This window comes from Porphyrobacter sp. HT-58-2 (assembly GCF_002952215.1).
Classification (GTDB): Bacteria; Pseudomonadota; Alphaproteobacteria; order Sphingomonadales; family Sphingomonadaceae; genus Erythrobacter.
Genome location: NZ_CP022600.1, coordinates 1,926,147 through 1,940,275, shown reverse-complemented (window position 1 = coordinate 1,940,275; position 14,129 = coordinate 1,926,147). Strand labels below are relative to the sequence as shown.

Sequence of the window (14,129 nt, the reverse complement as noted above, 5' to 3'; positions counted from 1 at the left end):
TCCATTGAAAAAAGGCTGGTGCAGCAGCAGCGCGGCCAATCGAGCGGCAGAAGCGCATGCATAGACGCCATGGTAGGCGAACTTCAGGGAGGCATCGAGTCCTTTCGAGTATCCTTTACAGGCAGGGCCCAGCCTTTGCTAGAGGCGCCGCTACGCGCGACAATGCAAATCCCGTGCTGCCTCAACCGGGCTTAACAGTGACGCTCGTGATCGTACCTTCAAGCGCATCGCCGTCTGTCCAGGCGCGCCCTGAGAGCACGAGATTGACATAGGTGCAGCGCGGCCGCTGGCTGACAACAAAGGTCCCATTGCTGTCAGCAAAGGAAGCCTCGAAGAATGGGCTGGCTTGCCCCGGGCATGCCAGAAGCAGCTTGAGGTCCTTCACAGACGAGTTCGGGCCAACCTCGTGTTTGACGACAATGGTAAAAGGCGCATCAGGCAGCGCCAGCAGGCGCGATGCGAGGGCGCCGCCATTGCCAGAATCAATGGTGAATTCCAGCGTGTCACCACCTTTGGCGAGCTGGGCTCTCAGCCCGGGCTCATCGGCGAAAGCCCAGTCGAAGGGCGGAAAGTCCGCTGCCCAACCCGATCGCGCTGTTCGGCCGCGAGCGCTTGCAAACTTGCCATAGAGTGTTGCAGCTGCGCCGAGCTCGCCATTGCGAACCAGTGTCGCGATGAGCGCGCGATCAAATTCCGCGTTGTCGAGTGCAATGGACTGGCGGATGACCCCAAGGTTTCTGGTGGCGGCCGGGTCCCTCAGGGCATGCATAAGGAAGCTGTCGCGCCACGGCAGGGGATCTGCCAGCAGCTTGCGGAAAGCGGGTATGGTCGCCTCTTCGCTCAGCGCTGCAGTGAGATAAGGGTAAAACTCCGCTCTGCGCTGAGGATAGACGCGCAGGATCTGGTCGAGCGTTTCCATCGTACCCGCATAATCCTGCGCATCGATCTTCGACTGAAGCACCAGCCCCTGAAGGGCCAGTTCACGCCGATTGAGGCTTGATGCCAGTTCAATGATGCGGCGTTGCCGGGACGGATCAGGCTCGGAAAGCGCAAGGACTGCGTGGGCCTTTGACGAGAGTGGCTCATATCTCAGCGCCTCCCTCGCCGCCGAGGCGGCATCGGAGGCAAATCTCTGCAGGTCGCCCTGCCCCACCGATATCTGCTTGTTGAGCTCGTCGCCAGACAGATCGTCTGCACCCTCTTGGCCGCCTGGCGTGTTCAGAGTGCTGCGGACATCCTCGACGAAGGACCGGTAGGCGAGCTTCTCGAGCGCCGCACCGTTTGCCGGCCAGATGGCCACGGCAAGCTCAGGCGCGTTCCTGACGCTGGCACTACTGAGGGCATGGGCGCCTGCAACAACGGCGAGCGGAATCGCGACCGCACTGGCCACAATCCCTTTCACCGTATGAAGCTGCAAAGACAATGCCTACCCCTCCAAGCTGATCAATCCTGCGCGGACTTCTCGAGTTCCGACGTAGCCCCATAGCCGTAGCCATAGCCGTATCCGTAACCATAGCCGTATCCGGCTGCATTGGCATCGAGCTTGGTCACGATTGCGCCATAGACCTGGGCGCCTGTACGTGTCAGCCTTTCGATCGCGTTCTCGATCACCCTGATCTTGATGCGGTCGGATTCGATGACATAGACCACCCCGTCGACAGCGCGGGAAAGCTCAATGGCGTCCGCAAGGCTTAACATCGGAGCACTGTCGACGATAATCTGATCGTAAGCGGCCTTTGCCTCTTCCAGCAGTTCCCTGAAGCGGGCGCTGGCAAGCAGTTCGACAGGGTTTGGCGGTGTGTAGCCATGCGGCAGATAGTCGAAACCGAAGTCCTCGATGCTTGCCACCTGATCTTTAAGGTCTGATGCATTGCCGGACAGAAGCGCAGCCAGGCCGCCCTTCTTGTCGAAACTTTCGCCCAGAATACCTTGCATACGAGAGTTGCGAAGGTCGGCATCGATGAGGAGCGTGCGCTTGCCCAGCTGAACAAAACTCGTCGCCAAAGCGAGACAGGAAAGGCTCTTGCCCTCGGACGGAACCGACGATGTGAGCATAAGGGCCTTCGGCGCACCCATAGGTGTAAGGAACGTCAGATTCGTCCGCGCAGACTTGTACGCCTCGCTGAGCTCGGAGGAGCGGATCAGTACCTCCTGCCGGATGTCTGTGGAATCGCTCTTAGGGATCATCCCGAGAATGGGCAGGCCAAGCCTGCGCGTCACATCCTGAGGATCCTTGACAGTCTGGCTCAGCATCACGCGCAGATAGACAAGTGCCACAGCCAAACCGAGCCCGGCAAGGAGCCCAATGGCAAGATTGATCACCAGCGACGGCGAATACGGCTCGAGCGGAACATCTGCCTTATCGATAAGCTTGATATTGTTCTGACCGGCGCCTGAAGCCTCAAGCCCCTTAAAGCGCTGAAGGAGCGCATCATAGAGTTCTCGGTTGGTATCAACCTCGCGCTTGAGAATACCATATTGAATACCGAGATCTTGCTGGCCAAGGAAGAGTCCTTTGGCTTCCTCGAGTTTTGCGCGAAGTTCGCGTTCGCGGCTGCTTGCGGCCCGCAATGCCGCCCGCGACTCTGCCGCCAGCGAGGACTTGAGCGAGTTTACCTCAGCTTCTTTTTCAATGAGAGGAGGGAACCCCGGGCCAAAATTGGAACGCAGGCTGGCGAGCTCGGCCTCGGCCTTGGCAAGGTCAGCACGCAGCGCATTCCTGGGATCTTGGCTGGGGAAGTCGCCTGAAGCGAGCGCGGCCTGTGCAGCAATGCGATCAGTCACCGCCTTTGCAAGCGCTTCGTTCAAAGCTGCAAGGTCAGTCGCGATCAGGGTCTGAGCAGCCGTTTCGGCTCCTTGCTTATCGCTTGATGCCGAAAGCACCAGGATCTCATTGGCATTTGCATAGTCAACCAACTGCTTTTCCGAGACAGAAAGTTTCTCGCGCAGCTCTGCGATTTGCCTGGTCAAAAACTCTCGGGCGTCAATGTTTGATCCAAAGCGCTTTTCGTAGTTGGCCGCGATGAACTCATCTGCCCAAAGGTTCGTGATCTTGGCGGAGACCAAAGGCTCAGGGCTTGAAAAGGAGACATCGACAAGACTGGACTGCCTAAGGGGACTCACCGAGATGTTGTCGAGCAGAACCTTCTCAACGTCTCGTTCGGAAAGATCATCCTTCTGGTCGAGACCGAAGGCCTCGATGAATTCCTCGTCCCGGAGCAGGTTCCCCGCCTTGAGCACGCGCCCGGCCATGAACCGGGATTCCAACAGCTGATATTGCGTGTTCAGATACTGCATTTCGGACACGCGGGATTCGTTCTCGACAGGATCAATGTCGGTAACGTTGGCGGTAATCTGCGAGACTTCAATTCGGGCAGTCGCGCGGAAAAGCTCTGTCGCAAGTAGCGTGGCGATCAGCGCGACGAGGAGGGCAACAACAACGATCCCGCCGAGCCAAAGACGAAGCGCTCGAGCTTCGATCCAGTAGCGCTCAAGGTCGAGATGGAATCCGCCAACATCAGCTGAATAGCGCTCAAATGCTGCTGCGCGATCAACCGTCATCACATTCTGTTCATTCATGGGTTTTCTACTGCTGCGCAATCAGAATAGTTGCGCTTGTGATAAGGGGCGGGAAGATTTGCAGGAGCTCTTCAAGCCTGCGACGCTCAGGAGAGTTTCCAACTATCACGACATCATTGGGAAAGATTTGCGGGTCAGGATAATTGCCGCGTTCAATGGCCCTGAGGTTGTAAACGCCGATGTAACGCTCATTCGCAACGGTCCGCAGAACGAGAACATCATCGGCTTTCGCATATTGCGTCAGACCCTCGGCCTGGTTGACCACCCGCAGCAGTGTCTGCTTGCCGATCGCCGGATAACTCCCGGGCTTCCTGACCTCGCCACCAACGGAAACAGAGGGAACCGGAAAGTCCTCAGGGATTACACGAACTTGGGGGTCGCGGAGATAGCGCCCGCGAAGGCGCTCCGCGATCAGGTTTGACGCCTCAGCCGGAGACTTACCGTCAAGGACAACCGTTCCGATGAACGGAAAGGCCAGTTGTCCATCGACGTCGGTGAGGAAGGTTCCGCTCAATGTCTTCGCGCCTACGACCTCGATCTCAAGCTTTTCCTGAGGACCGATGAGGTAGGAGATATCGCCACGCGGAGGGGGCAGATCCTCAAGCGTAGTCAGTGTCACTTCGGGCGCGAGGCCAACACTACGATTGACCGCGCAGCCTGCAACCAAGCCAGCGATGGCAGCAATAAGAAGGTATTTCGGAAGCTTGCTCATGGTGCCCCTTTGATTCTCGAAAGCACCCTTAGCGGATCGCTGCAGCACGCCAACCCCCTATCAAAGAGTCAGGATTCCTCGGGCGTGTCAATTGGAAGCCAAGTTCACGCGGTCCGACGAGAGGCAAATCAGCAACCAAACCCCTACTGCCTGAAACAACGGGGTACGAAGCGGGTAGTCCACAAAAGAAGCCGCCGCGATAATGGCTAAGGCGGCCAACCAGAATATCAATCTCTCGCGTCTCAGCGGAGTTCCCCTGCCCGCCAAAGCGACAGCCCACATGATCCATACCAGCAATCCGGAAAAAATGATCATCGATGGCAACCCACCCTCGATGATCAATTGCAGCCAATCGTTATGCGCATGATTGACGTAGGCGGGTAAGAGAAGCGCGGTTGGCTCATACGAGCGATAAACAGCATCAAATGATCCGAAACCAGTTCCCACGAGCCAGTGTTCGGAAGCCATGCTGGTAAGGATCGGCAACAGCGACCAACGCAAATCCTCAAAGGAACTATGCTCGAGAATATCGTCCATCGCCGGCGTTCGCTCGAACCAGATGAATGCCAAAACAACCAGCAAAATCGCCATTGCACATCCACCAAGGGCTAGACCAGCCGGGCTTCGCCAGATTGGTCTGTGCTGCTTCTGTCCCTCAGCCATCAGAGACCGGCGCATGGCCGGCCATATCATGCATGACGATGCAACAAGCGCAGCGAGCGCTGCAATAAAGCCGGCCCGCGAACCGGTAATCAGAACCGACAGTAGGATCAGGATGAATGCTGGAGCAAACGACAGCCTTACCCAAGGCGGATCTTTCTGCGCGGGCGCTTCAAGCGCGAGCCTCGTCAAAATCAGCAAGACTATAGCCGAGAAGACGGCAGAATGGTTCTCGTTGGCAAAGATGCCGACGGGGACACCACTTCCGGAGAACGCATACTGATAGAACACGCTTCCGGCACCACCGACGACCTGAAGCATGCCAAACAAGGCATCGATCAGGCCAATGGCGACAATAGCAAACAGCAAAAGTCGCGACGGCCACCTCATGGTCAGAGCGAGCAATAGGGCGCTCAGGGGAATGATGAGGCCAAAAAGCGAGTTCAGCCCGCGAAAAGGAGCCACAGACATCGGACGCCAGGCGTCCTCAATTCCAGCAAGCTGATCGATTTCATCAATCACAGGCATGGAGGGAAGTTCTACCCAAAAGCCAGATGGCAAAGGCAGGAGCTGAATTGTCATCCAAACCAGCAAAGACGCGAGAAAGATGCAGAGCGCCCTCCCCCGCTCCAGATCTCGCCCACGAAGCTTAACGATTGCTGGGATCAGCAAGAGAGCCGCGATCGGCTGCAGAAGTGCGTTCTGAACAGGGTCTGGCCGCGAGCTGCCGCCAAGAAGGGCAAGAGCTACAATGAATGCCCCTACCCATACCCAGTGCGACTCTCGCTTCGATGCCCATGTGTCCGAAATGGCCGATACCGAGAGCCGCCGGATAATCTTCCGCCCATTTGTCAACTTCAAGTGCCCTTTTCCGCCATGTTGCCTCTCCGTAGCGAGCTTCACGGTAATGAGAAAGGCTTCGCGAGCGCTTTCCCGAAACGCGAAAAAGCACGGACTGGCAAAAAAAGGGCCATTGCGCATTATCGAGCATTTGCTCCGGCTCAATAGGTCGACACGATCGCAGCAATTGCGGGCCAGCTAGCGGGCGCAACCTGGGGTGTGCAGGGCATCCCGGAGCATTGGCTCGCGCGGCTTGCCTGACGGGAGAAAATCACCAAGCTCGGCGATGAGCTGTTTGCTGCTTCATCCGCCGCATGAGTGACAAAAGGCACCAAGGTTCTGTCTGATTGGCACGGCCAGTTCGCGCACATCGAGGGCGCCGACCCGACGACGACGATGCGCAGCTATCAGCCCGATGCCGAAGCGTTCGAGAACTGGTGTCTTGCCCGCGGGATTTCCGATCCATTCCCCACGCTGCTCGAGCGGGTATTCGAGTTCCTCAAGGACCAGACCGAGGACAAGGCACCGTCCAATGCTCTGCGCCGGCTGTACGCGATCCGCAAGGCCCACCGGCTACTGAAGCTGCCTTACCCAACTTATGGCTCAGTCTGGCGCTCCGGAGGATCAAACGAATTCACAGATCGTGTCCCACGGCGTGGTGTAGCTTATCTGGGCTACCGCCGATTTCGGCATCGGTTTGAGCCGGTCATGCGCCAGGCACAGCTGACAGCATGACGATGGGATTGTCGCTGACTGGCGCCATGGTTTCAAGTGTCATGTAGCGTGCCCGCTGGACAGCCCATTCGTCGGATTGTTCCATGAGGATCGCGCCGATCAGGCGGTTGATCGCGCCCTCGTTGGGGAAGATCCCGACGACTTCGGTGCGGCGTTTGATTTCGCCGTTTAAACGTTCGATGGGATTCGTGCTGTGTAACTTGGCCCGATGCTCCTTTGGGAACGTCATGTAGGCCAGCACGTCAGGCTCGGCATCGTCCATCAAAGCGGCGAGCTTTGGCAGTTTTGGGCGCATCTGGTCGGCAACGGAGCGCCATTGCTGACTGGCCGCCTCGGGCGTTTCCTGTGCGAAGGCGGTGCCGATGAACGCGGACACGACGCGCCGACCGCTCTTTCCGGCATGGGCCAGCGCATTGCGCATGAAGTGGACACGGCAGCGTTGCCATGTAGCACACAGCAGCTTGGAGACAGCCGCCTTGATGCCTTCGTGCGCATCGGAGATTACCAGCTTCACCCCGCGCAGCCCTCGGCGCGTCAGTTTGCGCAGGAACGCAGTCCAGAAGGGTTCGGCCTCCGACGGCCCGATATCCATGCCCAGCACCTCGCGGCGTCCATCGCTGTTGACGCCGACCGCGATGATAACCGCAACCGATACGATCCGGCCATTCTGACGGACTTTGACATAGGTGGCGTCGATCCAAAGGTAGGGCCAGTCGCCCTCGATCGGGCGATCAAGGAAGGCGTTCACCTTCTCGTCGAGCTCTTCGCACAGGCGGCTGACCTGGCTCTTCGAAATGCCATCCATGCCCAGCGCCTTGACCAGATCATCGACCGAGCGGGTCGAGATACCGTGCACATAGGCTTCCTGGATCACCGCCGTCAGCGCCCGTTCGGCCATCCGGCGTGGCTCGAGGAAGCCGGGGAAGTAACTGCCTTTGCGAAGCTTGGGGATGCGCAGCTCTACCGTGCCAGCGCGCGTCTGCCAGTCGCGTTCGCGATAGCCGTTGCGCTGGACAAGCCGATCAGCGGACTTCTCACCGTGGCCAGCGCCTGTCAGCCCGCCAACCTCCATCTCCATCAACCGCCCGGCGGCAAACGAGATCATGTCGCGCAAAATATCCGCGTCGGGGGCCTTCTCGACCAGCGCGCGCAAGTGCATCAAGGAATCGGTCATCGTGGTTCTCCAGGTTCGAGCTTCGCAACCCAAACCTATCCGAAAACTGCGGTGACCACCCGCGCTGCTGGCTGGCTGCTACAGCGCTATATCGAAAGCGCGCAGCCAGCCAGCAGCGCTAACCCTCAGAACCTACACCACGGCCGGGGACACGACCAAAATCGCGCGATGCTGGCGCTTGGATATGGGCTCTTGGCCCGGCAATCCGAACTTGTGGGGCTGCGCGATAGCGATGTAACCGACGACGGGACCGGTACGCTTCGGGTGTTTATCCGTCGTAGCAAGTCAGACCCGTTCCGCAACGGTCAAATTGCCTACACCTCACGGCGCACCGCCGACCTGCTACGCGGCTGGGTGGCCATGAGAGGCCCGGGCACGCAATGGTTGTTCTGCCCGATCTACAGAGGAAAGATTATCGACCGCTGCCGCGAGAAAACCACCGTCCGCCGGATCATCTATGAAGCCGCTGCCAAAGCCGGTCTAACAGCTGCCGAGATCGCAGCATTCAGTGGACACTCTATGCGGGTCGGGGCTGCGCGGGATCTCTTGAAGCGCGGATTCGATATCGCGGCCATCATGCGCGCGGGGGGCGGAAGTCGGTCACCGTACTCGCCCAGTACCTGGAGCAGGCGCGGCAAAATGTTTTGGCCTAAGCTCGGGTGCTGCGACGCTCATATAGCAGGCGTTTGTTAGAGTTGCCCGCTGAAACAGCGTCCTCTAGAGAGCTCGCCATGGAAATAGTCGCAATCGCCAGACTGGGGCATTTGATGAACCGCCTTGTCAAGCTTTTGGCGGGCACCAACCGGCCAGCAAAGATCGCCATTCAGGTTGCTGCAGACAGCGTGGTCCTTTTGGGCTGCTTCACTTTTGCCATGGCCATCCGTCTGGAAAGCGTGGCCTTTGCCAATAATCTCAAGGTCTGGCTGGTATTTGCCCTCTCCGCAGCAGCAGCGCTTGCAACATTCGGGCTCTCCGGCCTTTATAGGACCCTGGTCCGCTTTCTGACCGGACGGATTATTGTCGCAATCGGGCGCGGTGTTGCGGTGTTGGCGTTCGCGATGCTGCTGCTCAATGCGTTTGGAGACCGAGGAATACCTAGGTCGGTACCGATCATGACGGCCACCTTTGCGCTTCTGTCCATCGGCGGCTTCCGGTTCCTTGTTCGACAGATTTTTCGCGGCCCCTTGCAGCTATCAAAGCGGCCCGTGGCAATCTATGGCGCGGGCGAGGCAGGTCTTGAGCTCCTTAACTCGCTATTCCACGGTCGGGATTATTCCCCGATTGCCTTCATCGACGACGATCCTCGATTGCAAGGCCTGATCATTGGCGGCTGCCGCGTTTATGCGCCAAATGAGCTGACGCAATTGAAGATCAGCATGCCGCTCGATGCTATCCTTTTGGCAGTGCCCAACATCGGTCCCGCAAGACGCCGAGAGATCTTGTCACACTTGGAAATGCTCGACCTCGAGGTGAAAACTATCCCGAGCCTGTCAGACATCATCGCCGGCAAGGCCAAGATATCTCAGCTTCGCCATGTCACGCCTGAGGAGCTTCTTGGCAGAGACCCAGTTCCGCCCGACGAGCAACTGCTCGGGCAGAGCATAACACGCAAAGTCGTGATGGTCACCGGAGCAGGTGGCTCGATCGGAAGCGAACTGTGCCGGCAGATTTTGGATCAGGACCCTCTGGCGCTCGTACTTTACGAGATATCCGAGCTAGCGCTCTACTCCATCGAAGGAGAACTTTCGGAAGCAGGAAAGCGGCTTGGGACAAGTACCAAGATCATCCCGATTTTGGGATCAGTTCAGGACGAAGCGCGCCTCGGCTCCGTGATGAAGGCCTTTAAGGTCGAGACCATCTACCATGCGGCCGCGTACAAACACGTCCCGATCGTCGAGGAGAATGTTGTTGAGGGGATCCGCAACAACGTTTTTGGCACACTGGCCGCTGCAAGGTCGGCGCACGAAAATCGTGTCGAGCGCTTCATTCTTATCTCCACCGATAAAGCGGTGCGGCCTACAAATGTAATGGGCGCCACAAAGCGTATTGCCGAATTGATTTGTCAGGGCCTGGCCCAGCAAGATACCGGGACGATCTACTCCATGGTTCGGTTTGGCAATGTGCTTGGCTCGTCGGGCTCCGTGATTCCGCGCTTCGCGGCGCAGATTGAAAGCGGTGGGCCAGTGACGGTCACGCACCCAGAGATCACGAGATATTTTATGACGATTCCCGAAGCCTCGCAGCTTGTAATCCAGGCGGGCGCCATGGCTCAAGGCGGCGACGTTTTTATCTTGGACATGGGAAATCCGGTGAAGATTGCGGATCTTGCGGTTACCATGGTAAAGCTTCATGGCCTCAAGCCTTATTTCGTCAATCATGCCAGTGAGGGGAATCCTGAAGATGCTGATATTGCCATCAACTTCACCGGCCTCCGGAAGGGCGAAAAGCTTTACGAAGAGTTGCTGCTAGGAAATGATCCCGAGTCAACAGAACACCCCCGCATCTTCACTGCATCTGAGGTGTCTCTGCCCCTGAGCGATCTTATGGAAAAGCTCGAACTGCTGCAGAATGCATGTAGTAAATTCGACCTTTCGGAAGTTAGGGCAATTTTGGAAAAAATGCCGCTTCACTACATGCCTGCGGATGACAAAATCGGCGATCTGACTTGGGCAACCTCTGATGCTGCACTGACCCTAGAGTGCTTGGCCTCCACAGGCGCAAAAACGGCGATATGATGGGGTCGTCTAATCGCGTGCTGTTTGGCAAGTAGGTTCTGATACTAACGAGCGCTTTGGATTGCTCTGCCACCTGAAAGCTGGACCATTCGTTGCTAGAGTTTTCCGCTGTAGACATCCTTGGCTGGGCGAGGAGTTACGGCATGAAGGCATCGAAGTTCACGGACGCGCAGAAGGCGTTCGTCATCAAGCAGGGCGAGGAAGGCACGCCCGTCGCGGAGGTCTGCCGTGACCTGCCCCCCGCTGGCTCCCTCGATTTGATGTAGAGTCTTCCCTGAGCGAAGGGTAAGCGGTGTTTTCAGGCCACGTGAGCGTGTGGCAGGAGCTCGTCGATCGTATCCATCCGGCGGGGGCCGCCTTGCGTGGGTAGGTAGCGAGCGCTCTTAAGCGTGCTCTTAAGAGTGTGCTTTGGAGCGGGTCAGTGGGTCAGGTGACGGGTATTTTCGGGGCCGGAGCGGCGCCGCCGGTGGAGCGATGAGGAACGTAAGCGCTGTCTGGGCCCCACCTTGCGCTGACGGCTGATTGGTTCAGACGCTTGGGGTCATGGATCATGGCATCGTTACGAGCGGACTGGACACCAGGTCTGGAGTGGGTCTGGAGCCTATGGGGCGTGCCGAGGTTCTGCGTGCGATGGCAGGCCGCCGGCGGACGTGGACGCTGGAGCAGAAGCTGGCGATGGTCGCGCAGATGGAGCGCTGCGGCAACGTCGCGGCCTTTGCCCGCGAGCACGATGTCCGATCGTCACTGCTTTACACCTGGCGGCGCGAGCTGCGGTATGCACTCGAGGCGAGCCGGCCGCCCGAGCACGAGACCGGCCCAGCCTTCATCCCGGTGGTTGCGGACTGCCCCAAGCCCCTATCGGATGATGTCGCGATCGAAGTTGAGGTAGCGGGCGCAGTGGTTCGGATCGGACGCGCAGCAAAGCCCGACCTCGCAACTGCCGTGTTGCAGGCATTGCAGGTGCAACGATGATCGGCCCAGCGCCCGGCACGAAGGTGATGGTGGCGACGAAGCCCGTGGATTTCAGGAAGGGAGCGGACTCGCTCGCGGCGCTGGTAGCGGCCGAGTATGGCGGCAGGCCCTATTCGGGCGTGATTTACGTGTTCCGCGCCAAGCGCGCCGACCGCATCAAGCTCATCTGGTGGGACGGAACGGGCCTGTGCCTGAAGGCCAAGAGACTGGAGCAAGGCACCTTCCGATGGCCCCGGATCCAGGAGGGCGTGATGCGGCTGACCGCCGCCCAACTGGGTGCTTTGCTCGAGGGTCTGGACTGGCGCCGCGTGCATGGTGGACGCCGTCCGATCCCGCCCCAGATTGCTGCTTGACGGGGTGCGTGCGGACTGATTCAACTGGGTCATGCTCCTCGAAGCGGACCTTCCCGATGACGTCGATGCGCTGCGCGCGCTCGTCCTCGAACAGGCCCGCGCATTGGCCGATCTCAGCGATGCTGTCAACGCTGACTAAAATTTCCCCAGAAGTGCCGGGTTGAAATTCCCCAGTTTGTGTTTTCGGTGATCAGCCGTTCCAGTGATCGTGTGTGCGCTCCTTCGGTGGCCTTCCGCGTCTCTTTGGCGGTGGCGGCGGGGTGATGGCGGAGATCGCTCTGGTGTGCTCGGGCACGAGGTCGGAGTGGGCGCGCAAGCGGTAACTTGCGCCCTCGATCTGGATGACGATGGCATGGTGCAGCAGGCGATCCAGCAGGGCCGTTGCAACCACCGGATCCCCGAACACCTCACCCCATTCAGCAAAGCCGCGGTTGGATGTGAGGATCATCGCCCCCTTCTCGTAACGGGAGTTGACCAGCTGGAAGAAGAGGTTGGCACCGCCCGGCGTCACCGGGAGGTAGCCGATCTCGTCGACGATCAGAAGGGTGTTCCGGTTGAAGAACCGGAGCCGTTCAGGAAGCCGCCCATCGCGCTCGGCGCGCACCAGCATGTCGATCACCTCAGCCAGACTGGCGCGGTAAACCCGCTTGCCAGCCCGGACAGCCTCCGCGCCCAAAGCTGTCGCCAGATGGCTCTTGCCCGTGCCCGGCGGTCCCAGCAGATGGACCACCTCGCCGCGCTCGATGAAGTCGAGCTGCGCCAGTGCGAGGATGCGGCCGCGATCCAGCGAAGGCTGGAACGAGAAGTCGAAGCCTTCAAGGGTTTTCATGGGCATGAGCCGTGAGGTCTTGAGCCCGACAGTGAAGCGCCTGCTTTCCCGATTGCCATGCTCATGCGAGAGCAGGATATCGATGGCTTCAAGCGCGGTCATTTCGCCGCGCTCCAGACACCGCATGGTATGATCAAGCACCTCGAGCGCACGGGGCATTCTCAGTCCAACCAGGCTCGTGCGGATACGGTCGATGATCTCCGTCATGGCCGCACCTCGCTGCCAGCCAGTCGCCGTCCCACCGCCTCGTAGAAGCCCAGCGAGCGCCTCGTAATCTCAAGCCCTGCAGGCGGCGGCACTGTTGCCGCGCGGGGTTGAGCAAGCCGCCGATGGGACGGATCAACCCGGCGCTGATTGCGACCATCAAGAACCGGATGCACCGCGATCAGCTTGCGATCCTCGAAGATCCTGATCTCACGGGGATGATTCTGCACTTCCACGACCCGTTTGCGCGTGGCGTCGGGCACCGAGTACAGATTGCCGCCAACCGAGACCATGCCTTCATGGCTGACCCGCCGCTCGATCGTGAGCACCGCATTGTAAGGCGCTGCAGGCAAGGCCGTCAGTGCGGGTTGCTCCTCAGCAAAGTGCTCGCTCACGATCCGCCGGGTCGTGGCATGCAGCCGAACATTGGCGACCGTGTCCAGCCATTCGCGGAACTGCCGGTTCAGGTCATCAGCGTTGCGGAACGTGCGGCCAAGGAAGAAGTCCTGACGGATATAGCGGTAAGGCCGTTCGATCTTGCCCTTGGTTTTGGCCCGATAGGGCCGGCATGCACGCGGCAAAGCGCCGTAATGGTCCAGCAAGGCAACCAGCGACCGATTGTAGATCACGATACCCTCGGCATCCTCATCGATCACCGCGGTTTTCATGCGGTCGTAGAGCACCTCTGACGGGGCACCGCCCATCGCATCGAAGGCGTCGATGTGGCAGCGCATCACCGTCTGCAGATCCTGGGTCGGACAGAACCGGCCCCACAGCCAGCGGCTATGACCCAGCACCATCGAGAACAGCCAGAAGATCCGGGTCACACCCGGCTCATCGCTGAACGCCACCTTGAACTGGGCGAAGTCGACCTGGGCCTGCCGTCCCGCCGGTGTCTCGAAGCGCCGTTCGAACTGGACCACTCGCGGCGGGCGGCACTGGCGCAGGAAGTCCGTGACAGTCGTGTAGCCGCCCTTGAACCCCATCGCAGCGATTTCGCGGAACAAGCGCTTGCCAGACAACCCGGGATACAGCGCGACGCGATCGCGAAGGTACGGCTCATAGGGTTCCAGCTCACGCGGACGCGGTGGCCGGGGCTTGTAGACCGGCGCCTTCACGCCGCAGGCCAGGTGTTTGCGTACCGTCTTGCGGTCAAGGCCCGTCTGCCGCGCAATCGCGGACACCGACAGTCCCTGCCGCTTCAAGTCATGGATCATGACAATTTCCTCAAGTCTGATCACCAGCCACGCCTCCCGTCGATCCGGGAAGCATAGGGGTGATCCGTGTGGGTCGTTGCCAATTCGCTCCGGGGCTAGCCCCGGAGCGAATTGGCGCT

At 59.3% G+C, this 14,129-nt stretch carries 13 protein-coding genes and 1 pseudogene; 7 read left to right on the top strand and 7 right to left on the bottom strand.

Annotated elements, in window-relative coordinates; genetic code table 11:
• Positions 1-181: 181 nt before the first annotated feature.
• The 4 genes from CHX26_RS09170 to CHX26_RS09155 form a co-directional block, all read right to left on the bottom strand.
• A complete protein-coding gene (locus CHX26_RS09170; RefSeq protein WP_104942105.1) occupies positions 182-1,402 on the bottom strand; it encodes a hypothetical protein in 1,221 nt (406 codons plus the stop codon).
• Between the two features lie 41 nt (positions 1,403-1,443).
• Positions 1,444-3,579 carry a GumC family protein gene (locus tag CHX26_RS09165; RefSeq protein WP_104942104.1) on the bottom strand — a complete coding sequence of 712 codons (2,136 nt, stop codon included), beginning with the start codon at positions 3,577-3,579 and terminating at the stop codon, positions 1,444-1,446.
• A gap of 7 nt (positions 3,580-3,586) precedes the next feature.
• A complete protein-coding gene (locus CHX26_RS09160) occupies positions 3,587-4,291 on the bottom strand; it encodes a polysaccharide biosynthesis/export family protein (protein WP_104942103.1) in 705 nt (234 codons plus the stop codon).
• Between the two features lie 87 nt (positions 4,292-4,378).
• On the bottom strand, positions 4,379-5,932 hold the full coding sequence (locus CHX26_RS09155) for an O-antigen ligase family protein (protein ID WP_104942102.1): 1,554 nt from the start codon (positions 5,930-5,932) through the stop codon (positions 4,379-4,381).
• Between the two features lie 36 nt (positions 5,933-5,968).
• Between CHX26_RS09155 and CHX26_RS16295 the strand changes: the two genes are divergently transcribed.
• Together CHX26_RS16295 and CHX26_RS09150 are read left to right on the top strand one after the other, a co-directional pair.
• Entirely contained in the window at positions 5,969-6,052 is an 84-nt protein-coding gene (locus tag CHX26_RS16295; protein WP_442956928.1) for a hypothetical protein, read from the top strand.
• A gap of 57 nt (positions 6,053-6,109) precedes the next feature.
• The gene (locus tag CHX26_RS09150; protein WP_104942101.1) at positions 6,110-6,526 is read left to right on the top strand and encodes a hypothetical protein; all 417 of its coding nucleotides are present in this window, start codon (positions 6,110-6,112) and stop codon (positions 6,524-6,526) included.
• On the opposite strand, the gene CHX26_RS09145 is transcribed toward CHX26_RS09150, so the two are convergent.
• Positions 6,498-7,700, bottom strand: coding sequence for an IS256 family transposase (locus tag CHX26_RS09145; RefSeq protein WP_104941947.1), 1,203 nt, complete (start codon positions 7,698-7,700; stop codon positions 6,498-6,500). The genes CHX26_RS09150 and CHX26_RS09145 overlap by 29 nt on opposite strands.
• A 168-nt stretch (positions 7,701-7,868) precedes the next feature.
• On the opposite strand from CHX26_RS09145, the gene CHX26_RS16290 reads away from it, so the two are divergent.
• The 5 genes and pseudogenes from CHX26_RS16290 to tnpB all read left to right on the top strand — a co-directional run bounded on the left by CHX26_RS16290 (position 7,869) and on the right by tnpB (position 11,760).
• Entirely contained in the window at positions 7,869-8,393 is a 525-nt protein-coding gene (locus CHX26_RS16290) for a tyrosine-type recombinase/integrase (protein ID WP_104942100.1), read from the top strand.
• A 38-nt stretch (positions 8,394-8,431) separates the two neighbouring features.
• Positions 8,432-10,435 (top strand): polysaccharide biosynthesis protein, encoded by a 2,004-nt coding sequence (locus tag CHX26_RS09135; RefSeq protein ID WP_199797823.1) that lies wholly within the window; start codon positions 8,432-8,434, stop codon positions 10,433-10,435.
• 143 nt (positions 10,436-10,578) lie between these two features.
• Positions 10,579-10,665: pseudogene (locus CHX26_RS15680) on the top strand (transposase); the annotation flags it as partial.
• 313 nt (positions 10,666-10,978) lie between these two features.
• Positions 10,979-11,407, top strand: a complete 429-nt coding sequence (locus tag CHX26_RS09130; RefSeq protein WP_104942099.1) for a transposase — start codon at positions 10,979-10,981, stop codon at positions 11,405-11,407.
• Positions 11,404-11,760, top strand: a complete 357-nt coding sequence (gene tnpB / locus CHX26_RS09125; protein ID WP_104942098.1) for an IS66 family insertion sequence element accessory protein TnpB — start codon at positions 11,404-11,406, stop codon at positions 11,758-11,760. Before CHX26_RS09130 ends, tnpB begins: the two co-directional genes overlap by 4 nt.
• A gap of 190 nt (positions 11,761-11,950) precedes the next feature.
• Here tnpB and istB read toward each other — a convergent pair whose 3' ends face one another.
• On the bottom strand, positions 11,951-12,796 hold the full coding sequence (gene istB / locus CHX26_RS09120; protein ID WP_104941290.1) for an IS21-like element helper ATPase IstB: 846 nt from the start codon (positions 12,794-12,796) through the stop codon (positions 11,951-11,953).
• Positions 12,793-14,034: an IS21 family transposase gene (gene istA, locus CHX26_RS09115; protein WP_104941289.1), complete on the bottom strand. Its 1,242-nt coding sequence runs from the start codon at positions 14,032-14,034 to the stop codon at positions 12,793-12,795. Before istA ends, istB begins: the two co-directional genes overlap by 4 nt.
• Positions 14,035-14,129 lie beyond the last annotated feature (95 nt).